At 43.5% G+C, this 21,088-nt stretch carries 19 protein-coding genes and 2 riboswitches; of the genes, 18 read left to right on the forward strand and 1 reads right to left on the reverse strand.

Features of this window, described 5'->3' with window-relative positions; all coding sequences use genetic code 11:
* Positions 1-2: 2 nt before the first annotated feature.
* From ACIFOD_RS08495 to ACIFOD_RS08540, 10 genes are all read left to right on the forward strand, one after another.
* A complete protein-coding gene (locus tag ACIFOD_RS08495) occupies positions 3-689 on the forward strand; it encodes a response regulator transcription factor (protein WP_430314275.1) in 687 nt (228 codons plus the stop codon).
* The gene (locus tag ACIFOD_RS08500; RefSeq protein WP_430314276.1) at positions 682-1,740 is read left to right on the forward strand and encodes a HAMP domain-containing sensor histidine kinase; all 1,059 of its coding nucleotides are present in this window, start codon (positions 682-684) and stop codon (positions 1,738-1,740) included. The genes ACIFOD_RS08495 and ACIFOD_RS08500 overlap by 8 nt, the downstream gene beginning before the upstream one ends.
* Before the next feature lie 22 nt (positions 1,741-1,762).
* Positions 1,763-2,380: a hypothetical protein gene (locus ACIFOD_RS08505; protein ID WP_430314277.1), complete on the forward strand. Its 618-nt coding sequence runs from the start codon at positions 1,763-1,765 to the stop codon at positions 2,378-2,380.
* Positions 2,373-2,954 carry a redoxin domain-containing protein gene (locus tag ACIFOD_RS08510; RefSeq protein ID WP_430314278.1) on the forward strand — a complete coding sequence of 194 codons (582 nt, stop codon included), beginning with the start codon at positions 2,373-2,375 and terminating at the stop codon, positions 2,952-2,954. Before ACIFOD_RS08505 ends, ACIFOD_RS08510 begins: the two co-directional genes overlap by 8 nt.
* Positions 2,955-3,045: 91 nt before the next feature.
* Positions 3,046-3,429 (forward strand): DUF302 domain-containing protein, encoded by a 384-nt coding sequence (locus ACIFOD_RS08515; RefSeq protein WP_430314279.1) that lies wholly within the window; start codon positions 3,046-3,048, stop codon positions 3,427-3,429.
* 124 nt (positions 3,430-3,553) lie between these two features.
* Positions 3,554-4,693 carry a trans-sulfuration enzyme family protein gene (locus tag ACIFOD_RS08520; RefSeq protein WP_430314280.1) on the forward strand — a complete coding sequence of 380 codons (1,140 nt, stop codon included), beginning with the start codon at positions 3,554-3,556 and terminating at the stop codon, positions 4,691-4,693.
* 95 nt (positions 4,694-4,788) lie between these two features.
* A riboswitch (SAM riboswitch) is annotated at positions 4,789-4,908 on the forward strand.
* Between the two features lie 308 nt (positions 4,909-5,216).
* A complete protein-coding gene (locus ACIFOD_RS08525; protein ID WP_430314281.1) occupies positions 5,217-6,512 on the forward strand; it encodes a homocysteine synthase in 1,296 nt (431 codons plus the stop codon).
* A 99-nt stretch (positions 6,513-6,611) separates the two neighbouring features.
* Complete coding sequence (gene metX / locus ACIFOD_RS08530) at positions 6,612-7,685, forward strand: homoserine O-acetyltransferase MetX (protein ID WP_430314282.1); 1,074 nt, start codon at positions 6,612-6,614, stop codon at positions 7,683-7,685.
* A 175-nt stretch (positions 7,686-7,860) separates the two neighbouring features.
* The gene (locus ACIFOD_RS08535) at positions 7,861-9,306 is read left to right on the forward strand and encodes a S41 family peptidase (RefSeq protein ID WP_430314283.1); all 1,446 of its coding nucleotides are present in this window, start codon (positions 7,861-7,863) and stop codon (positions 9,304-9,306) included.
* 234 nt (positions 9,307-9,540) lie between these two features.
* On the forward strand, positions 9,541-10,737 hold the full coding sequence (locus ACIFOD_RS08540) for a PDZ domain-containing protein (RefSeq protein WP_430314284.1): 1,197 nt from the start codon (positions 9,541-9,543) through the stop codon (positions 10,735-10,737).
* A gap of 38 nt (positions 10,738-10,775) precedes the next feature.
* Here the strand turns inward: ACIFOD_RS08540 and ACIFOD_RS08545 are convergent, their stop codons facing one another.
* On the reverse strand, positions 10,776-11,630 hold the full coding sequence (locus ACIFOD_RS08545) for a DUF1206 domain-containing protein (RefSeq protein WP_430314285.1): 855 nt from the start codon (positions 11,628-11,630) through the stop codon (positions 10,776-10,778).
* A 199-nt stretch (positions 11,631-11,829) separates the two neighbouring features.
* A riboswitch (cyclic di-AMP (ydaO/yuaA leader) is annotated at positions 11,830-11,967 on the forward strand.
* Positions 11,968-12,196: 229 nt separating this feature from the next.
* Between ACIFOD_RS08545 and ACIFOD_RS08550 the strand changes: the two genes are divergently transcribed.
* From ACIFOD_RS08550 to uvrB, 8 genes are all read left to right on the forward strand, one after another.
* Complete coding sequence (locus ACIFOD_RS08550; RefSeq protein ID WP_397552742.1) at positions 12,197-12,853, forward strand: potassium channel family protein; 657 nt, start codon at positions 12,197-12,199, stop codon at positions 12,851-12,853.
* A 3-nt stretch (positions 12,854-12,856) separates the two neighbouring features.
* Positions 12,857-14,179 (forward strand): TrkH family potassium uptake protein, encoded by a 1,323-nt coding sequence (locus tag ACIFOD_RS08555; RefSeq protein WP_397552743.1) that lies wholly within the window; start codon positions 12,857-12,859, stop codon positions 14,177-14,179.
* A gap of 223 nt (positions 14,180-14,402) precedes the next feature.
* On the forward strand, positions 14,403-15,482 hold the full coding sequence (gene serC, locus ACIFOD_RS08560) for a 3-phosphoserine/phosphohydroxythreonine transaminase (protein WP_430314286.1): 1,080 nt from the start codon (positions 14,403-14,405) through the stop codon (positions 15,480-15,482).
* A gap of 2 nt (positions 15,483-15,484) precedes the next feature.
* The gene (locus tag ACIFOD_RS08565) at positions 15,485-16,660 is read left to right on the forward strand and encodes a phosphoglycerate dehydrogenase (RefSeq protein WP_430314287.1); all 1,176 of its coding nucleotides are present in this window, start codon (positions 15,485-15,487) and stop codon (positions 16,658-16,660) included.
* 70 nt (positions 16,661-16,730) lie between these two features.
* On the forward strand, positions 16,731-17,486 hold the full coding sequence (locus ACIFOD_RS08570) for an alpha/beta fold hydrolase (protein WP_430314288.1): 756 nt from the start codon (positions 16,731-16,733) through the stop codon (positions 17,484-17,486).
* 73 nt (positions 17,487-17,559) lie between these two features.
* Positions 17,560-18,201, forward strand: coding sequence for an HD domain-containing protein (locus tag ACIFOD_RS08575; RefSeq protein WP_430314289.1), 642 nt, complete (start codon positions 17,560-17,562; stop codon positions 18,199-18,201).
* A 72-nt stretch (positions 18,202-18,273) separates the two neighbouring features.
* Positions 18,274-18,504 carry a CsbA family protein gene (locus ACIFOD_RS08580; RefSeq protein WP_148970221.1) on the forward strand — a complete coding sequence of 77 codons (231 nt, stop codon included), beginning with the start codon at positions 18,274-18,276 and terminating at the stop codon, positions 18,502-18,504.
* Between the two features lie 596 nt (positions 18,505-19,100).
* Positions 19,101-21,083, forward strand: coding sequence for an excinuclease ABC subunit UvrB (gene uvrB, locus ACIFOD_RS08585; RefSeq protein ID WP_430314290.1), 1,983 nt, complete (start codon positions 19,101-19,103; stop codon positions 21,081-21,083).
* Positions 21,084-21,088 lie beyond the last annotated feature (5 nt).

The following is a 21,088-nucleotide window of genomic DNA, read 5'->3' on the forward strand; positions in this document are numbered from 1 at the left end:
GTATGAAGGTTCAAAATAAGACGATTATGATTGTTGAAGACGATATGAAGATCCGTAAGCTAATCAAGCTCTTCCTCGAAAAAGAAGGATACGAGGTATTTGAAGCAAGTGATGGTGAAGAAGGGAAACAACTGTTCAAAGAACATGACCCATGCTTTGCGATACTGGACTTGATGCTTCCGAAAACTCAAGGAGAAGAGCTTTGCAGGTGGATACGGGAAGAAGAGAAAAGTGATATCGGCATTATTTTCGTTACGGCAAAAACGAATGAAGAAGAGCGGATTTATGGGTTGAAAGCTGGAGCGGATGATTATGTCACAAAGCCATTTAGTCCATCTGAGCTCGTTACCCGCGTGGACACTGTGCTGCGCAGAACAGGGACACGCTGCCAGAAGCTCAGTAGGAAAGGGTTGACGTTGAAGCCTTTGAAGGGTGAGGTCACCTATAAAGGGGACGTCCTGGAATTAACGACTTTCGAATTCAGGATCCTTCACTTTTTAATGACGCATGCTGGTCAAGTGATTTCAAGACAACAGATTCTTGATTCCCTGTATGACATGAATCAAAAAGTGGTTTCGGAACGAACGATTGATGTCCATATCCGCCACCTTCGTCAAAAACTTCAAGAATTGACGCGTCAACCATTTATCCAAACCGTTAGAGGGATGGGGTATAAGTTTGATGCTTAAGAGGAAAAAAGTGTGGGGGGTCTTCACCCAGTTGACTTTCCTTAACACAATCATCATTGCCATAGTCATTGTCATTGCAGGATTCACTGTTAAAAACTATGCATGTACACTAGTGAATCAGCAAGAGATTACAGGAACTGACTTAGAAATCCTTCTAAATCAGTATTTAGTGAAAGTAAGTATTTTGGCATTCATCCTTGCAGGTGGATTTCATTTCATTTTATTAAAATGGTTGATTCATCCTCTAAAAAAATTAACCGCAGCAACTCAAGAGCTGCAAAAAGGGAAGCACCCGACAAAGCTAAAGAATCCACTGATCTATGAGGTGAAAGAACTGAATGATGCCTTCAATGAACTATCAGAAAGAACGGCTATCATAAAAGCAAAGCAAAATCGTTTGCTGAGAGATCTGTCTCATGAATTAAGAACCCCCCTGACGAATTTATCAGGCTATCTCGAAGGACTTGAAAAAGGGGTTATTGAAGGGGACCAAGAGATGTATCGCTCACTTCAAGAAGAAACGGCACGAATCGAACGATTGCTGGAACAACTCGGCCGGATCAATCAATGGACCCCGGATGGAGAAATGAAGAACTTCAACCATGAAGAAATTCTCATCCACGAACTCATAAAGAGACGGATCACCATCTTTCACGTCAAATTTCTTGAGAAAGGTATGGAATTGGACTACAACCTTAAGCCTTTCACTCTGGAAGGGAGCACAGATGGACTCAATCAAGTCCTTAGCAATATCCTTCAAAATATTGTGGATTATGACAATGGGCAGAAGGTAAGGATAGACGGCTATATAGAGAAGGAACATTACCTTATCCGTTTTTCACATAAAGGAAGAAGGATTCCCATCGAAGAAAGCGAGCTTATTTTCGAACGTTTTTATCGAGTGGATGCTTCACGTTCCCTGGTGACAGGTGGAACCGGACTGGGACTCGCAATTGCAAAAGAAATTGTGCAAGCTCATGGAGGAGACCTTTCCCTCGTAACAGATAGCTCTTACCATACCTTTGAAATACGACTTCCCATTCCTAAATAAAGAATGATTTAAGGAGAATATCATGACACAACAGTGGTACACTATAGGCTCCTTCACATTCCCGGCTTCATGGGGATCCATTATCGCCTCGTTCATGCTGACTTTCTTGTTCCTCTTCTTCTGGAATAGAAAGGCGAGCGACTGGTATTCCAATAGTATATTTACCTTTTTACTCGTCTGGAAGCTGAGTGTGATTGTGGTTGACTTTCAAACGGTCATGGAGCATCCCATTACGATACTCTATTTTCACGGAGGAACCATTGGGTACTGGTTAGGACTCATAGCAGCCCTTACTTACATATTTGTTAAAAAAGTAGATCATCCGTCTATTACCATCATTTCATGGATGGTCACGGTTCTTGTCTATGAAGCTGTCCTTCAAATGCTTCATCACCACTATCTTCTAGCTGGTATTCAAGTACTGCTCAATCTACTTATCCTTGTCTTTTTCATAAAAAAAACCGGTGATCCCGGCAGCGATATCTGGGCAGGACAGTTATTGGTCATGTTTACATTAGTCCAGCTATTTCTAAGTGCCTTCATTGGCGGTTTTGAATTTAACGTCACAGCCTGGACCTATCTGATCATGATGACCTATTTCATCTTTCTTTTAAAAGTAAGGAGGAAACACAATGAATAAACGAAATTTTGCGTTGGCCATCGTTGCGCTTCTGATCGGCATTTTCTTAGCGAACTTTTTTCAGGATCAGCAGGAAAAGAAGGCCAGGGAAGAGGCTGCCCAATTAGCCAATGAATCCATGGATCTGTCTAATGCAGAGCAGGGGCTCGCCAAAGGGGATCGCGCTCCGGATTTTGAATTAACCACTTTAGATGGTGAAGCCGTAAAGCTTTCAGATTATCAAGGTGAAAAAGTGATCCTGAACTTCTGGGCTACCTGGTGTCCGCCATGTAAAGCTGAAATGCCCCATATGCAGAGTTATTACGAGAACAATGCAGATAAAGAAAACGTTGAAATCCTTGCCGTCAACCTGACCTCCATGGACGAAGGGGAAAAGGCCGTCCATGAATTCATCGACGGCTATGAACTCACCTTTCCCATCCCCATGGATGAAAAGGGAGAAATCGGAGACGAATACCGGGCCTTCACTATCCCCACAACCTACATGATCGACACCAAAGGCATCATCCAACACAAAATCGTCGGCCCCATGAACGAAGAAATGATGGGTAAAATGGTGGAAGGAATGGAATAATGGAGAGGGACGGACCTCTGAATATCGATGTTTGACCTTATACGCTATGAGGTATTAAAAGAATGTGATAAAAAAAGGAGGAGATATGAACATGTTTCATTACACAAAGGAAGTTTCAATGAGTGTGAAAGAAGCAGTGGAAGCGGTAGAAACCGCTCTGAAAGATGAAAGCTTTGGCGTGCTATGGAATCTCGATCTTGCCCAGAAGCTGCAGGATAAGGGCCTTGATTTCAATGAAGAAGTAGTCGTATTAGAGGTGTGTAATCCACATGAAGCTAAAAAGGTGCTGGAAGAAAGCATGCTCGTAAGCTACTTCCTCCCTTGTAAAGTGACGGTATACACAGAAGGCGGAGCAACCAAAATCGGTATGGCAAAGCCAAGCAAGCTGATCGAAATGGTGGATAACGATAAATTGAAAAACCTGGCATTGGATATTGAAAATCGCCTGATCGGATGTTTAGATAACGTTCAATAAAACGCAGAGCACCTGTTGCAATTGGGCAGGTGTTTTTTTATGCCTTCGGGTACATCCTACTCCTCACAATCTTCTGAATATGATACACTTTTAAAAATACGTTGATTCAGGAAGGATGACAGAGATGAAGTTCACAACGAAGGTCGTACATAGTCAGTTAAAAGGAACTGAGGAAATCCGCAGTAAGACGACACCGATTTATCAAACATCTGCCTTTTCTTTTACCTCTTTAGAAGAGTTGGAGGGTTTCTATGAAGGGAAATCACCTTATCTCTACACAAGAACGGGAAATCCGAATACAGACGAGCTTGGTAAGATGGTAGCTGACTTGGAAGGAGCCCAGGCAGGTGTCGCAACCTCTTCTGGATTATCGGCCATCCTTGTTGGAATCCTTGCTGTTGTGCAATCAGGCGATCATATTATTGCCGCTGAGGATTTATACGGCGGTACGTTCCATATGCTGAAAGAAGAGCTGAAATCATTCGGTATTTCCACTTCATTCGTTGATTTTACAAGTGTGGAAGAATTAGAGGAGGCCATTACTCCACAAACCAAACTCCTCTACAGTGAGACCGTCACAAACCCGTTTATGCGAGTGGAAGATATCCCGAAAATGGTCGAATTCGCGGAAAAACACAACCTGAAAACGATGATCGACAACACATTTGCCACACCGTTTATGCGCCAGCCTTTCTTAGAAGGGGTGGACCTGGTCGCACACAGTGCCACGAAGTATATCGGTGGACACAGTGATATCACAGCAGGAGTCTTAGTTGGAAAAGAAGAACTGGTTCAAAAAGCGAGAGAAAAAGTCGTCAACATCGGTTCGAACTTAAGTCCATTTGAAGCGTGGCTGACTTGCCGTGGAGCGAAAACACTGGCTCTTCGTATGGGAACACAAGCAAGAAATGCCGAAGTTCTTGCGGCAGACCTTCGAGCAAATGAATATGTAAAGAAAGTCTATTACCCAACCGATTTATCCAAAAAAGGAAATGGCGCAATCGTAACGATCGAGCTATCCAACACATGTGATATCAGCACATTTTTCAAATCACTTGCCTGGATTAAAATCATCCCTTCCCTTGCCGGTGTAGAGACGACGGTTTCCTACCCATTAGGAACGTCTCATCGTGCTCTACCGAAAGATGCGCAGGAAAAACTCGGAATAAACACACATGTCGTGCGCATATCGTTAGGTATTGAGGATGGGGAAGACATCGTCGTGCAATTGAACGAAGCGATTGCAGCTTCTGTTAAAAATTAAATAATGGAAAAATTCTAAAAATACCCTTGACGTTAAGGTCGGTTACCCCTTATAATTCATCTCAACGCAAGAATTTTCACATTGACAACTACATGCTCTTATCCAGAGAGGTGGAGGGACTAGGCCCGATGAAACCCGGCAACCTTCATGTGCGCATTATAGCGTCACATGAAAAGGTGCTAATTCCTGCAGGCGATCTGCCTGAAAGATAAGAGGAGGACCCTATTAAAATAGACCCTCTTCTTAGGAAGAGGGTTTTTTGTTTTTTCCTCTTCTATCTTCTTAGGAAAATATACTTCTTCGACTTTTCAGTTTCTGAGTTCAACAGGAGAATTTTGGCCGGAAATTAACAGGAGAGAATGGGTCGATATTTAACAGTCAAATATTATCCCAAACTCAACAGTCAAATTATCACTAAAATTCAACAGGCAAAAACCCAACCAACATTAACAGGCAAACGTCCAAAACATCCAACCGCCAAACGAAAACCCAAATACCAAAAACATTTCAGGAGGAATTCTCTATGACAAAATCATTCGATTTCGACACACTACTTCTTCACGGTGGCCAGGAGCCGGATCCATCAACAGGCTCTAGAGCAGTGCCCATTTATCAAACGACATCCTACGTTTTCGATAACAGTGATCATGCGGCAAAATTATTTGCCCTTGAAGAACCGGGAAACATTTATACCCGAATCATGAACCCGACAGTAGACGTGTTGGAAAAGCGCCTTGCACTTCTAGAAGGGGGGATCGGAGCACTGGGTGTTTCATCCGGGATGGCCGCTATCTCACTATCAATCTTGAATATCGCCGGAGCAGGTGATGAAATTGTAGCAGCTACCAATCTCTACGGTGGAACCTATAATCTATTCTCTACCACTCTCCCGAAATACGGAATCAAGGTGCATTTTGTAGATCCGACCGACCCGGAAAATTTCCGCAAAGCGATCACTCCTAAAACGAAAGCGGTATTCGCTGAGACAATCGGAAATCCAAGTCTACATGTGCTTGATATTGAAGCGGTAGCAAAAGTGGCTCATGACCATCACATCCCATTGATCATCGATAATACCTTTGCCACTCCATATGTATGTAAGCCAATCGAGTATGGAGCTGATATCGTCATCCACTCTGCAACAAAATGGATTGGCGGTCATGGTACAGCAATTGGGGGAGTCGTCATTGACGGTGGGAAGTTCGATTGGAATCATGAAAAGTTCCCGGGCTTCACGGAAGAGGACCGGAGCTATAATGGACTTCGCTATGCACAGGATGTAGGACCGGCAGCCTTTATTACAAAATTAAGAGTACAGCTGCTTCGTGATTTGGGAGCGTGCTTAAGTCCGCAAAACGCATTCCTATTGCTGCAGGGATTAGAAACGCTGCATCTTCGCATCGAACGTCACACAGAGAATGCCTTGAAAATTGCGGAGCATTTAGATCAGCATAATGGTGTCGCTTGGGTATCCTATCCAGGATTGCCGCAGCATCCGTCTCATAAACTTGCTCAAAAATATTTGAAAAACGGAGCGGGTTCCATCGTCGTCTTTGGTATTAAAGGCGGCAGGGATTCGGGACGGAAAGTAGTCGATAATATCTCCCTTTGGTCTCATGTTGCCAACGTAGGAGATGCGAAATCACTGATCATCCATCCGGCTTCCACGACCCATCAGCAATTAAACGACCAGGAAATCCGTGCGACTGGGGTAACCGAGGATCTGGTGAGACTTTCTGTTGGATTAGAGTCTGCGAAAGACCTGATCGAGGACTTGGATCATGCCATTGAAGTCGCATTGGAAACATCGCGGGTATAATAGGAGGAATTTTTTAGTCAGGGAAGATTTAACACGCGGGGGTATACGGGGTAAAATCCTTATCCCCCCGCCACAACACCAAAAAAAGGAGGTGGAGGAATGGAGAAGCCATACACATATGAAGTGAGCTCCATTACCATCCCATCCCTAACATTAGAGTCAGGCACCACGTTGAAAAATGTAGATCTTACGTATGAACGAACAGGAAACAAAGACGGACCGGCCATACTGGTTTGCCATGCCCTCACCGGGACCCATATCGTAAAGGGGACGAGTGAAGACCGCGGCTGGTGGGACGGACTGATCGGGCCCGGGTCGTATATTGATACCGAACATTTTAATGTGATTGCCTTTAATGTATTAGGAGGATGTGAAGGAAGTACCGGACCGGCATCCACCAATCAACATACGGGAGAGCGTTACGGTCCGGACTTCCCGGGTATTACGATAAGGGACATGGTCCATGCCCAATATAAAGCACTCCAACAACTTTCAATGGACCACATCGAAGCGGTCATCGGAGGTTCGCTGGGAGGGATGCAGGCCTTAGAATGGGGGGCCCTGTATCCTGCCTATATAAATAAAGTATTCGCTCTTGCCGTCACCCCTGCCTTAAATGATTACGGTCTCGCTTATAATCACATCGGAATCACAGCGATTGAAGAGGACCCCGAGTTTCAAAAGGGGCATTATCCACCAGGCGCTATTCTAAAAGGGTTAGAGATTGCCAGAATGGTCGGTATGGTCACGTACCGGACACAGGAGCTGTTCGATCAGCGTTTCCAACGTGAAAAGCAAAATGAAAGGTTCAATGTCGAAAGCTATCTCGATTACCAAGGAAAGAAATTAGGAAAGCGGTTTGACCCAAACAGTTACCTTACTCTGCTGAAAGCGATGAACTCACATGATATCGGAAGAGGAAGGGGAGGAAAAGAAGAAGTAGCGAAGAACTATCAGTGCGAACTGATTTCGATCAGTTATGAAGGAGATTTAATTTATTCACCTCACTATCTAAAGGAGTTTACACAACTTGTACCAAGGAGTGAACATTACTTTATCTCCACCTCCTTTGGCCATGACGGGTTTCTGGTGGAATTTGAAAAGTGGGGAGGGATCATTGCTTCTCATCTCAATAACTATCACGTTCAAAGAGTTTTTACAGGTACAAAATAAGAGCTCTCTTATCATAACTCGTCCCCCTCCGGCATATAGTTAGATAAGCAAAGACATCGCACCGCCTTAGCGCGTTTTTGTGTGGTGTCTTTTTCGTTGGATAAGAAAGGCTGGCGTCCTTAGTCGCGCCACTCTTATCTATACCATAGACAAACAACAAGCTGGAGGGGAATATATGGAGTGGACGGGCAGAAAGCTCATCATCACAATCATCATTAGCATGCTGATCGGTGCTGGAGGAATGTATGGCGGCTTGGAGTGGACGGGCAAGGACGGGGACGAGCTTGCTCAGTTTGACGGAAAAGGCGAGCTCAATGACAAGCTGCACAAAGTGGAAGTAGCGTATGACTTGATTAGTGACAAATTCTTTCAGGATGTGGATAAAGGGCAGCTTGTGGAAGGTGCGATTCAGGGAATGCTGAAGACACTGGATGACCCTTACTCCGTTTACATGAATGCCGAGACGGCATCGCAATTTAATGACGCCCTGGATTCTTCTTTTGAAGGAATCGGAGCGGAAGTCACGATCATGGACGGAAAGCTGATCATTGTCGCTCCTTTTAAAAATTCTCCTGCGGAAGAAGCAGGACTGAAACCGAATGACCGGATCATTAAAGTAGACGGGAATAGCATCGAAGGACTTGACCTCTACGAAGCTACTTTGAAAATCAGAGGGAAAAAGGGTACTGAGGTTCAATTGGAAATTACGCGGGAAGGATTGACGGAACCCATCAAAGTATCTGTGAAACGTGATGAAATTCCTGTCGAGACGGTCCTCTCTGATGTGAAGGAAGTAAATGGAAAGAAAACAGGCTACATCCAGATTACTACTTTCTCAGAAAATACCGCCGTTGATTTTAAAAAGCAATTAGAAGAACTTGAAAAGAAAAAGGTAGAAGGATTGGTCCTTGATGTGAGAGGGAATCCAGGAGGTCTCCTTTCGAGTGTAGAAGAAATCCTTAAAGAATTTGTAACGGAGAAAAAGCCGTATGTTCAAATTCAAGAGCGAAGTGGAGAAGTGATGAAATCCTTCTCAAACAGTAAAGCAAGAAAGGCTTACCCTGTTGTGGTGTTGATAGATGAAGGAAGTGCCTCGGCCTCTGAAATTCTCGCTGGTGCACTAAAAGAGGCTGAAGGATATCCACTCATCGGAACGAAGAGCTTTGGGAAAGGCACGGTACAACAAGCCGTTCCAATGGGAGATGGCAGCAATATCAAGTTGACCATGTTCAAGTGGCTGACGCCAAATGGAAACTGGATTCATAAAAAGGGTATCAAACCGGATATCCCTGTCAGACAGCCGTCCTATTTCTATGCCCACCCGCTTCAAATCGAAAAGCCCCTTCAAGAAGGGATGAACAATGAACAGATTCAAAACGCCCAGGAAATGCTTCAAGGACTTGGATTCTCCATTGACCGCGTGGATGGGTATTTCAGTAAGAAAACAGAAAAGGCCGTAAAGGATTTCCAAAGTCAGGAGAGTATTGATGTTACAGGGATCATCGATACTGTAACGGCGGAAAGATTACAGGAAGAAATCTTTGAAGCGGTAAAGGATGATAAGAATGATCTGCAGCTCCAGGCGGCTTTAGAATATATTGAAAGAACAGCACAGAGTTAATAAATGGGGAGCCGACCATCATGATGGTCGGCTCTATTTTCATTTAGCAAATCACACATAATCACTTGTATTTCCTGTCTATCCGACATCATTTCCCGGGAAAATATGTAGAATACTGTCGGAAATGAAATCGAATCGTAAAACTATCAAATAAAATTGCAATAGGTTTTAGGGGAGTCTTTTGATAAAATAGTAGATAATGCAAATTTTCTTAAAAAAGGTGGTGACGGATCATTGGTTGAGCTTTGGTTGCTTGAGGTTGTGAAGGGATTTGGAAAGTTATTTCTTCATCCTGTATTATATTTGTCGATGTTTTTCGCTATCATGACGGGCTATTATCGTGTCAAAAGAGAACGAAGAGATTTTAATACGAGATTGCTGGACGGTTATCATGATACGCGGGTTTTATTTTCATATGGAATTGTAGTTGGATTGCTGTTTTCTGTCGTAACAGTTGGAGCAGGGGTTGTGATTCCTTTCGCCGGAATCATGCTAATTGGGTTGGTGTCCACCCTGTTTGCATTAACGAGTCGTTTTCACCTCATGTCTGCGGCCATGACGGTAGGGTTTTCGTATTTCATCCTGGTGGCGGTGGATTATTTTCAGTGGGAAATCCCTTATGTGAATACATATGTAGATAACCTGAATTTAGGGTTGCTGAGCTCCATCGTCGTGCTTCTTGGTGTGTTGACGATGATTGAAGGAAGCCTGATTCGATTGAACGGGTGGAAGCATACTTCACCCCGTCTACTTAAAAGTGCCCGTGGACTGAAAGTAGGTGCCCATCAAGGGAAGAAACTGTGGCTTGTGCCAATGTTTGTGCCGATTCCTACCGGGACATTGACCCTTCCGTTTGAATGGTGGCCGGTGTTTACAATGGGGACAGAAACGTATTCTCTCCTTTGTGTGCCGTTTCTCCTAGGTTTTCAGCAACTTGTGAAAAGTACCTTGCCTGAGGTTGCGATCAAGCATACAGGTTACAGGGTTTTCTGGCTTGGTGCTTTCGTATTGACGCTTGCTGTAACGGGATTCTGGGCTCCCATATTTTCAATTGGAGCAGCTGTTGTGGCAATGGGAGGACGGGCATGGATTTCCTATCGCTACCGAAGTGCTGAGGATTCTAAGCCATACTTCTTTAAAAGACAGTCTAAGGGAGTCATGATTCTTGGAATTCTACCTGGTTCTCCTGCAAAGAAACTGACGCTTCAAGTAGGGGAAATTGTACTGAAAGTGAATGGAGTCGAAGTGAATACAGAAAGAGCGTTTTATGAAGCCCTTCAAAAGAACGGGGCGTACTGTAAGCTTGAGGTACTTGGGACAAACGGGGAAAACCGTTTTACGCAAGGAGCCCTGTACGAAGGTGATCATCACGAGCTGGGAATCATTTTTGCCGATGAATCTTCAGGATGGGAGCATCATCAGGTTTCGTAATATTAAAAAGGATAGCCGCGGCTATCCTTTTTTCATTCTTAATAGATGCTCAAATGACGGTTTTTACCTTTTAAAATTTGAAAGACGCCATATAGAAATAACCCGACTGCTACAATCCCCAGTAGCCATTGTCCATAAGGTTGTTGAGCTAACTTGGAAAGTGCCCCGTCCAATCCTTGTGTTTTATCCGGATCGGCTGTGATCGCGGTTTGAATAAAGAAATAGCCGATCAGTAAAAAGACGGTGCCTCTGGAATATAACCCGAGCTTTCCTGTCTTCCTTCCCAGTTCCCATTCTTTCTCGGACATTTCATGTCGTTTGAATTTGTTGGTGTATTTTTCAGTATAAGCTTTATGAATTTCATAGAGTGCATATCCAATAATGATAAGTCCGACAATCCCGACAATCCATTGACCAAAGGGCTGAGACAATAACTTAGCAGATAAGGTTTGTTTAGATCCAGACCCCGAACCGGAGCTTTTGGCATGCATGGCAATGGCGAAAGCATTATAAGTCAAAGAACCGTAGGCAATCCCGCTGATCAGATTAGCCAGTCTTCTAAACATGGATTTCCCATCGTTTTTCACATGTTCCGGATCCTTTACCACTTGAATGAGGCGCCAAAGAACGATTCCGATCAGGCCAACACCTAATATCCACAGAAGGACTTCCCCAAAGGGCTTGCTCGCCACTGCTGAAAAGGCACCACTCGAGTCCGAAGTGCTTCCTCCTATTCCGAGTGCGGCCATAACGGCTAATGCACCAATCAGCATATAAACAATTCCCCTTGAAATATATCCAATTCGTGCAAATCCTTTAATCCAAGGTTTTATATCATTTGATGAAACAGATGAACTCGTGCTTGATGATGTAATGGATGAAACTCCTGCCATATACACTTCTTCCCTTCTGGTTCTATTTTCGTCATACTTATGTATGCTATTCCCCGGAAACTGAAAAGAGAAACCTTTTTAACGAACAGTAAATGCTGGATGGATTAAACTAAATTTGCCTTTTTTCTTTTAAAAAATTTTACATAAAACCTATTTACAACGAATTAGGAGAGGAGTAATATATCTATCATCAAATGAATATTCTTTATCGCTTAATTCATTTTTGAAGCGGGGGACCCGAGTATTTAAAGGGGTGAATCCTTTCTTTTGAAAGGTAGGGCTACTTCCATGACCCGAATCCGTCAGCTAACCTCGTAAGCGTAATGGGAGAGGATGATACTTGTGATCGATTATGGATGACCACAGGCTTAGTTCCTGCTGGTCTTTTTGTGTTGTTTAGAAGTCTGGATCCAGAGGCCAGAGGTCATGAGTCAAACCTGCCATAAGGGCAAAGGAAGCCTTCTGCCAGGTTGGTCATATGCTTGTCGCCTCTGTTCGGTCCGCATGGTTGTAATGAAGAAGTACTATATGGTTAAGCTATTAAAAAGGTTTTGGAGGATTTCATCATGAAAAAGCAGTTTGCTGTTATTGGATTAGGGAGATTTGGAGGAAATCTGGTTCAGGAATTAGCTGAACTGGATGTTGAAGTGTTGGCAATCGATATTCATCACGATGTTGTCCAACGATATATAGACATTGCCACGCATGCCGTTCAGGCGAATGCGATGGATGAATCTGTATTAAAATCCCTTGGACTCAGAAACTTTGATCACGTGATCGTGTCCTTTGGAGATAATATAGAAGCAAGTATTCTTACCACCTTACTTTTAAAAGAATTAGGGGTTAAAGAAGTATGGGTGAAAGCTTCAAACGCCTATCATCAGAAGGTGTTGGACCGGATCGGGGCCGATAAAGTCATTCACCCTGAACGTGACATGGCGCGAAGAATTGCCCATCACATCACGTCAGAAAAGATCATTGATTATATCGAACTATCCAAAGAGCACAGTATTGTAGAAGTGTATGCATCTAAAAAGGTCGCGGGCAAAACCTTAAATGACCTGGACGTCCGGGCGAAATTCGGTTGTAATATCATTGCTATTCACCGCGGGGAGGAAGTCATTGTATCCCCTTCTGCCGATGAAGTCATAAAAATGGAAGATCTACTGATCGTCATTGGACATAACAGGGATATCAACCGATTTGAAAAAGAAGGTGTATAACCTATGAAGCATAAGGTGATCCGGTTAAGCCCTCCTCAACTTCTCGTTGTGACGTTTCTATTTTTTATCATCGTAGGAATGGGTTTGCTTAAGCTGCCGTTTGCCACTACAGAATCGATTACATGGCTGGATGCCTTGTTCACGACGACATCCGCCATGACAGTTACAGGGCTTGCGGTCGTTGATACAGGAGATGCCTTCACCCTTTTCGGAGAAGTGATCATTATGAGTCTGATCCAAATCGGGGGACTGGGCATCATGTCCTTTGCCGTCTTGATCTTTATGATGCTTGGTAAGAAAATCGGGTTTAAAGAACGGCTTCTTCTTCAACAGGCATTAAATCAGACGTCTGTAGGAGGAGTCATCAAGCTTGTAAAATATTTATTTATCTTTTCCTTCCTTGTTGAAGGATTTGCCGTTCTATTACTGGCGTCTGAGTGGGTTCCTGAATTCGGTTGGAGAAGAGGGCTGTACGTTAGTATATTTCATTCTATTTCCGCGTTTAATAATGCAGGATTCTCTCTATGGTCCGATAGTTTGATGGGTTACGTGGGAAGTCCCGTCGTCAATATCACGATTTCGTTTCTGTTTATTGTTGGAGGGATCGGTTTCACCGTTTTAGTGGATCTATGGAAATCGAAAACGATTCGAAGACTGTCCCTTCATACTAAAATCATGGTAGTAGGGACATTTGTCATCAATGTATTCGCTTTTATGATGATTTTCATCCTGGAGTATAATAACCCAAATACGCTGGCTCAGTTACCACTCCTGGATAAACTATTCGCTTCTTATTTTCAAGCGGTTACACCCCGCACAGCCGGTTTTAACTCGCTTGATTATGGCAGCATGGAGCGCTCCACATTGCTGCTCACGATTCTTTTGATGTTCATCGGGGCGGGGAGTGCTTCCACGGGTGGAGGAATCAAGTTGACCACCTTTGTTGTGATTTCATTGAGTGTGTTTGCTTTCTTGAAGGAGAAAAGAGAAATTCGTATTTTCCGTCGTACCATCGATCAAAACTATATTTTTAAAGCTTTGGCAGTGTCGATGATTAGTGTCCTCCTTGTTTTTACGGCACTGTTTTTCCTTGATATGACGGAAAAGAATGCTTCTTTCCTGGCTATTCTCTTCGAAGTGGTATCAGCTTTCGGAACGGTAGGGTTGTCCATGGGGATTACAGGATCCTTGACAGGGATAGGTAAATGGATCATTATCATCGTGATGTTTGTCGGGAAACTTGGCCCTCTCACACTGGCCTTCTCCCTATCAAGACCGGACAAAGAAAAGATCCGCTATCCAAAAGAAGATATTTTAACAGGTTAATACTCAACCAACCGGTTCCCTTCATGTTGCCCTTTACGGGTAAGTGGGGGGGGGGGCGGTTTTTTTATGTCATTTTTCAAAAACGACAAAGAATCAATCCATAACCACGCATGAGTCTAAAAACGGTTCTGTTAAGCGTTTTCATCATAGGTTTTTGATATTGACTAAACCACTGTGCGCGATTATACTGTTGAAAAATTCTGAACTTTAGGCGGTGCTGTTGTTGAAGCGTGTGTATAATTTTTCTGCTGGTCCTGCGGTGTTACCTGAGCCTGTTCTGAAAAAGGTTCAAGGCGAATTATTGAACTATCAGGAAACGGGTATGTCTGTGATGGAATTGAGTCATCGATCTGCCCCTTTCCAAAATATAATAGAAGAAGCTCAGAGTTTATTGCGTGAACTGCTCTCGATCCCGGATGATTACCATGTCTTATTTATGCAAGGAGGAGCATCCCTGCAATTTTCCATGATTCCTCTAAACTTACTGGGTTCAGATCAAGAAGCTGATTATGTCCTGACAGGCAGCTGGTCGAAGAAAGCTGTCAAAGAAGCGGAGAAGGTTGGGAATGCCCGAACTTTATCACCTCAAGAGAAGTTTGAGATACCTGCTTATACACCAGAAGATTTTTCACCACAGTCAAGCTATGTACATATTACCTCCAACAATACTATTGAAGGAACGCGTTACCATAAATGGCCTGAAACAGGAGGCATTCCACTTATAGCCGATATGTCCTCTCACATCCTTTCTGAGAAAATAGACGTTTCCTCCTTTGGGATGATCTATGCAGGTGCTCAAAAGAATTTGGGTCCTTCGGGTGTAACGGTGGCGATCATTCATGACAGTCTGGTCGGTCAAGCATCAAATACATGTCCAACGATGCTGAATTACGAAACATATGTAAAGCATGATTCTCTCTTTAACACGCCCCCGACCTTCTCTATTTATGTTTTAAAGCTTGTACTGGAGTGGGTGAAAGAAAATGGAGGAGTGGAAGGGATGCAGGCTGATAATGAGAGGAAGGCCGGTCTCTTATACAACTGTATAGATCTATCATCTTTATTCCATAACCCTGTCCCGGAAAATAATCGTTCCTTAATGAACATTCCTTTTTCAACACGTGATGAGGAGCTGAACGCCCGGTTTCTAAAAGAAGCCAAAGCAGAAGGGTTTGAATTTTTAAAAGGACATCGTTCCGTGGGCGGAATGCGAGCGAGTTTATATAATGCCATGCCGCTTGAAGGTGTGGAAGCACTGGTCGGTTTCATGAAAAAATTTGAGTCTGAGCAAGGAGGAGTATGAAAATGATTTCAATCAATACGTACAATGCCATTAGTCAAAGCGGATTATCACTTATCGAGGATGACCTGAACTACCATCTGAATGGGAATGGGGATCCCGATGGAATTCTGGTAAGATCAAAGAACCTGCATGATTACTCTTTTCCGGCTTCAGTCAAAGCCATTGCCCGGGCAGGAGCGGGAGTCAATAATATTCCGATCGATCAATGTACGGATAAAGGAATTGTTGTCTTTAATACGCCCGGTGCCAATGCAAATGCCGTTAAAGAGCTCGTACTGGCTAATTTGATCGCTTCTTCACGTAACCTATATTCTGCAGTCGGCTGGACGAACACGCTAAAAGGAACCGAGGAAGACGTTCCAAGTGTCGTAGAAGCAAAGAAAAAAGAATTTGTAGGAAGTGAGATTAAAGGGAAGAAGCTTGGTGTCGTAGGCCTGGGAGCGATCGGCGTCCTTGTCGCAAATGATGCACTTGCCCTAGGTATGGATGTGGTCGCCTATGATCCATTTATATCCGTGGACGCAGCGTGGCGTTTATCCCAGGATGTAAAGCGAGCTCATCATATAGAAGAAGTATGGGCAGAGTGTGATTTTGTGACGCTGCACATTCCATTAACAGACAAAACGGCAAGGTTTGTGAGTGAAGAAGGCTTCACGAAGATGAAAAAGGGTATGACGATCTTAAACTTTTCAAGAGGTGAGCTTGTGGAAGAAGATGCTCTGGAAAAGGCCCTTGAAGCAGGAATTGTCCGTAAATATGTGACGGATTTCCCTAATAAAAAGGTATTGACCATGAAAAACGTCGTCCCTGTTCCTCACTTGGGCGCATCTACCGTAGAATCTGAAGAAAACTGTGCCATCATGGCGACAAAACAGCTGAAAACGTATCTTGAAACGGGTAATATTAAGCATGCTGTGAACCTGCCTGACGTGGAGCTGCCTTATAGCGGGAAAATGCGAGTGACGGTCATGCACCAAAACATCCCGAATATGGTCAGTCAAATCGCCAATGTTCTCTCAGGGTACGCAGTCAACATTGCAGATATGATCAACCGCAGTAAACATACGTGGGCCTATACCATGATTGATTTGGATCAGAAACTCCTCGAACAAGAACAACATCAAGTGAAAACCAGGATGAAAGAAATACACGGTGTTGTTTCTGTCCGCCTCATTTAAATAAAGTGACTAGAACTCCCTTAACCCGAGAACAATGTGTAATAAAGCGGTTGAGGGAGGATTTATTTTTATGGCGACCATCCATTTTAACAATAGAGATCTTTATTTTGACGATTTAGGAAAAGGGACTCCCGTTGTCTTGATCCATCCACCGGGTATGGGGAGGATGACCTTCATAAAACAGCATGTGCTTTCCAGGCACTTTCGCCTCATCATTCCGGACTTAACAGGCCATGGTGACTCCTTTACCATGGAACAGAATATTAGTATCTCTCAGTTTGTAGAGGACATAAAGGCGATTCTCGACCACCTGAACATTGCTTCATGTGTGATGCTCGGATACTCTGCAGGAGGAGTGGTGGGACAAACATTCGCCTGTACCTATGAAGATCGGGTTTCCACTCTCATTCTGGTAGGGGGATATCCGAAAGTCACGAATCCCAAGCTGAAATGGATGCACCATATGGGCATGAAAATGGTTCGTGAACATCCGGCTCGCCTATCGGGGATTATTTCCAGAGCGCATTTCAAGGATAAGCTTGAGCGGGAGAAGCTGAGGGGTCATATGAATAAGGCGAACCACCACATTTGGTATCAGTTCTACGAGCAATCCCTTCACTACGATGGGATAGAGCAGGTCGAGAAGCTTCCCATCCCGCTTCTCTTAATTTACGGGGAAAGGTCGGATTGGATCAATTCGCATCTCAAACTGTATAAAGATTGCTATCCTAAGAAAATATATGTGATTCCTGGAGCCTCTCATCAAATTCCCACACGTTATCACAGTGCTCTAAATAATATACTGTTAGGTGAAATAGAAGGGTGATTATCTTTGCTCTTACTCCTTCTACTTGATACTATCTTAATAAAGTAAAGTCGATCAATGAGAGGAGAATACGATGGGAATTCATCACTATTTTAAAAGCTTATCCGACCTTGAAACCCTCATTCGCTGTCCGGGGCGATTTAAGTATCATGAGCATAACGTAGCCAGTCACTCGTTTAAGGTGACCAAAATTGCTCAGTTTTTAGGAACGGCGGAAGAACAGAGCGGGAAAGAAATTGACTGGAAAGCACTGTATGAAAAAGCTTTGAATCATGACTACGCGGAACTTTTCACAGGTGATATCAAGACCCCTGTAAAATATGCATCGGGAGAGCTGCGTGAGCTCTTCAGCCAGGTAGAAGATCAGATGGTCAATAAATTCATCACTACAGAATTTCCCCCACAATTTCAAGAAGTGTACAGAGAACGGTTTAAAGAGGGGAAGGACGATACCCTTGAAGGAAGAATCTTATCTGTCGCAGACAAAATCGATCTTCTGTATGAATCCTTTGGAGAAATTCAAAAAGGGAATCCGGAGCCTCTATTTATTGAAATTTATCAGGAAGCCCTATCGACGATTGTGAAATACAAGGACCTGGAGTGTGTACAATACTTTTTGGAATACATTCTGCCTGATATGCTTTCGGAGAAATTCATCCCTCACAGTGAGTTGAAGGAACGGACCCAGAAATTAATTCAGCAGGGTGAAGAGTAGGAAAACCCTTTCCAGATAGGGGAAACTTCGGTAGAATATGTGTTATTCCCTTATCTTTAAGGAGAGTTGAACGTGTCTAAAATCATTTTAGGTTTATTTTTACCAGGATTGCTTGTCGTTCTGTTCACACGGGTGACGTATAACCATTATGTGGGATTGATCTTGACCGTAGCTCTCATTGCAGCTTCGGTTTCAAAGGGCTATACGGACTCATGGTTACTGATTGTCGTAGACGCGGCTTCATTAACCGTCGGATTCTGGTATAGCGACAGGATGATGAAAAAAGCGAAGAGAAGTGCATGATTTCGGTGACAGGTGAATAGAAATTTGAAAACAGGCTCTATCTTTTTTAGAAGATAGGGCCTGTTTTTCTTATGCCATAGCGCTTGCATATTCCTTTGGAAAGGGTGGGAGGGAATTCCTGTGTAAACAGATATCTTAATTGTGGATAAATAAAGAATAGTGTGAATAAGTGAGGGAGTGAACAGGTTATTCACAGTTTGAATACGCATTCACCAACATTGTGCACAAGAAATTTGACGAATTGTGAATAAGTTTAGGGATTTTCCACAAGGAATATCGACTTATACACATAGTTGTGCACAGGTTGTGTATAGAAATGCTCGGATTATGTCGAAAATCTCTTATAAGCTCCTTACTACCTCCCGTAAAATGTCGAAATCACGATTCTAGCCTCTAAACAGTTTCTTCATCAAAAGTTATCCACAACCAAGATAATGTTTTCTCTATAAAAATAAATAAACGAACTTTTGTTCGCTTATTATTGGTTAATACTGTAGGAAATGTGGTAGAATGTGTATAGAAGAATGGACAGTGTTTAAGATGGGTATAAGTAGGTAAATACAAGGTAGCAGTCCTTTACTATAGGAGGTTTCACGGTGAAAGATCAATTCGAGCTCAAGTCTAAATATAAACCAGAGGGAGATCAGCCCCTGGCGATTGAAAAATTAGTTCAAGGCATAAATGAAGGGAAACGTCATCAAACCTTACTTGGGGCTACAGGGACAGGAAAGACATTCACTGTCTCTAACGTGATCAAGCAGGTTGAGAAGCCGACTCTCATCATTGCTCATAATAAAACATTGGCGGGGCAGCTCTATAGTGAATTTAAAGAGTTTTTTCCTGATAACGCCGTTGAATATTTTGTCAGTTACTATGACTATTATCAGCCGGAGGCATACGTTCCTCAAACGGATACGTTTATCGAGAAGGATGCAAGCATCAATGATGAAATCGATAAACTCAGGCACTCTGCCACATCTTCCTTGTTTGAGCGAAAAGATGTCATCATCATTGCCAGCGTGTCTTGTATTTACGGTTTAGGTAATCCGGAAGAATATAAAGAACTTGTTCTGTCTTTACGGGTAGGAATGGAAATAGAACGGAATCAATTACTCCGGAAGCTTGTGGATATCCAATATGAACGAAATGACATAGACTTTCAGCGGGGAACGTTCCGTGTACGTGGAGACGTTGTGGAGATCTTCCCTGCTTCCCGTGATGAACACTGTATGCGTGTAGAGTTTTTCGGAGATGAAATTGACCGGATTCGTGAAGTGGATGCCCTGACTGGTGAAATCATAGGAGATCGTGATCATATGAGATTATTCCCGGCATCCCACTTCGTAACCCGCCAGGAAAAATTGGAGGTCGCAGTCAAGAATATTGAAAAAGAGCTTGAAGAGCAGCTGACCATCATGAAAGAAGAGAATAAATTGCTTGAGGCCCAGCGTTTAGAGCAAAGGACCCGTTATGATCTGGAAATGATGAGGGAAATGGGCTTTTGCTCAGGAATTGAAAACTACTCACGACACCTTACACTCAGACCGGCCGGATCGACTCCCTATACTCTCCTGGACTATTTTCCCGATGACTTTCTGATTGTTGTCGATGAGTCTCACGTAACGTTGCCTCAAATCCGGGGGATGTTCAACGGTGACCAGGCACGTAAGAAAGTGCTGGTGGATCATGGGTTCCGTCTGCCGTCAGCCATGGACAACCGTCCGCTTCGATTTGAAGAGTTTGACAAGAAAACAAAACAGCTCCTCTATGTTTCTGCTACACCTGGTCCATATGAGTTGGAGCATAGTCCTGAAATGGTGGAGCAGATCATTCGACCGACAGGGTTGTTGGATCCGGTCATCGAGGTTCGTCCTATTGAAGGTCAAATCGATGATTTAATAGGAGAGATCAATGAACGAATCGAGAAAAATGAGCGTGTACTTGTAACTACCTTAACAAAAAAAATGTCCGAAGACCTGTCTGCCTATTTAAAGGAAATGGGTATCAAGGTTCAATATCTCCATTCGGAAATCAAGACATTGGAACGGATCGAAATCATAAGGGATCTCCGCTTAGGAAAGTATGACGTATTAGTGGGAATTAACCTGCTTCGTGAAGGATTAGACATTCCAGAAGTTTCACTCGTTACGATATTGGATGCTGATAAAGAAGGATTCCTCCGTTCTGAGCGTTCCCTTATCCAGACGATCGGACGTGCGGCCCGTAACAGTAACGGACGGGTCATCATGTACGCAGATAAAATCACAGACTCAATGCGAAAAGCTCTGGACGAAACAGAGCGTCGCCGGACGATGCAAGAGGAATACAATCAAAAACACGGTGTTACCCCGACTACTATCCAAAAAGATATTCGAGACGTCATCAGAGCGACTCGTACCGCAGAAGATGAAGAGGTTTATGAAGGAGAGCATACAAAAGTCTCCAAGATGTCTAAACCGGAGCGACAAAAACTTATTGCTAGCTTAGAAGTGGAAATGAAGGAAGCAGCCAAAGCATTAGACTTTGAGCGCGCAGCACAGCTTCGTGATACCATTCTTGAGCTTAAGGCGGAAGGATGAACGAA

It is taken from the genome of Rossellomorea sp. NRS-1567 (assembly GCF_050467885.1).
Classification (GTDB): domain Bacteria; phylum Bacillota; class Bacilli; order Bacillales; family Bacillaceae_B; genus Rossellomorea; species Rossellomorea aquimaris_C.

Coding starts and splice junctions, on each gene's coding strand:
- ACIFOD_RS08495 (WP_430314275.1), top strand. CDS start 3: ATGAAGGTTCAAAATAAGACGATTATGATTGTTGAAGACGATATGAAG.
- ACIFOD_RS08500 (WP_430314276.1), top strand. CDS start 682: ATGCTTAAGAGGAAAAAAGTGTGGGGGGTCTTCACCCAGTTGACTTTC.
- ACIFOD_RS08505 (WP_430314277.1), top strand. CDS start 1,763: ATGACACAACAGTGGTACACTATAGGCTCCTTCACATTCCCGGCTTCA.
- ACIFOD_RS08510 (WP_430314278.1), top strand. CDS start 2,373: ATGAATAAACGAAATTTTGCGTTGGCCATCGTTGCGCTTCTGATCGGC.
- ACIFOD_RS08515 (WP_430314279.1), top strand. CDS start 3,046: ATGTTTCATTACACAAAGGAAGTTTCAATGAGTGTGAAAGAAGCAGTG.
- ACIFOD_RS08520 (WP_430314280.1), top strand. CDS start 3,554: ATGAAGTTCACAACGAAGGTCGTACATAGTCAGTTAAAAGGAACTGAG.
- ACIFOD_RS08525 (WP_430314281.1), top strand. CDS start 5,217: ATGACAAAATCATTCGATTTCGACACACTACTTCTTCACGGTGGCCAG.
- metX (WP_430314282.1), top strand. CDS start 6,612: ATGGAGAAGCCATACACATATGAAGTGAGCTCCATTACCATCCCATCC.
- ACIFOD_RS08535 (WP_430314283.1), top strand. CDS start 7,861: ATGGAGTGGACGGGCAGAAAGCTCATCATCACAATCATCATTAGCATG.
- ACIFOD_RS08545 (WP_430314285.1), bottom strand. CDS start 11,630: ATGGCAGGAGTTTCATCCATTACATCATCAAGCACGAGTTCATCTGTT.
- ACIFOD_RS08550 (WP_397552742.1), top strand. CDS start 12,197: ATGAAAAAGCAGTTTGCTGTTATTGGATTAGGGAGATTTGGAGGAAAT.
- ACIFOD_RS08555 (WP_397552743.1), top strand. CDS start 12,857: ATGAAGCATAAGGTGATCCGGTTAAGCCCTCCTCAACTTCTCGTTGTG.
- ACIFOD_RS08565 (WP_430314287.1), top strand. CDS start 15,485: ATGATTTCAATCAATACGTACAATGCCATTAGTCAAAGCGGATTATCA.
- ACIFOD_RS08570 (WP_430314288.1), top strand. CDS start 16,731: ATGGCGACCATCCATTTTAACAATAGAGATCTTTATTTTGACGATTTA.
- ACIFOD_RS08575 (WP_430314289.1), top strand. CDS start 17,560: ATGGGAATTCATCACTATTTTAAAAGCTTATCCGACCTTGAAACCCTC.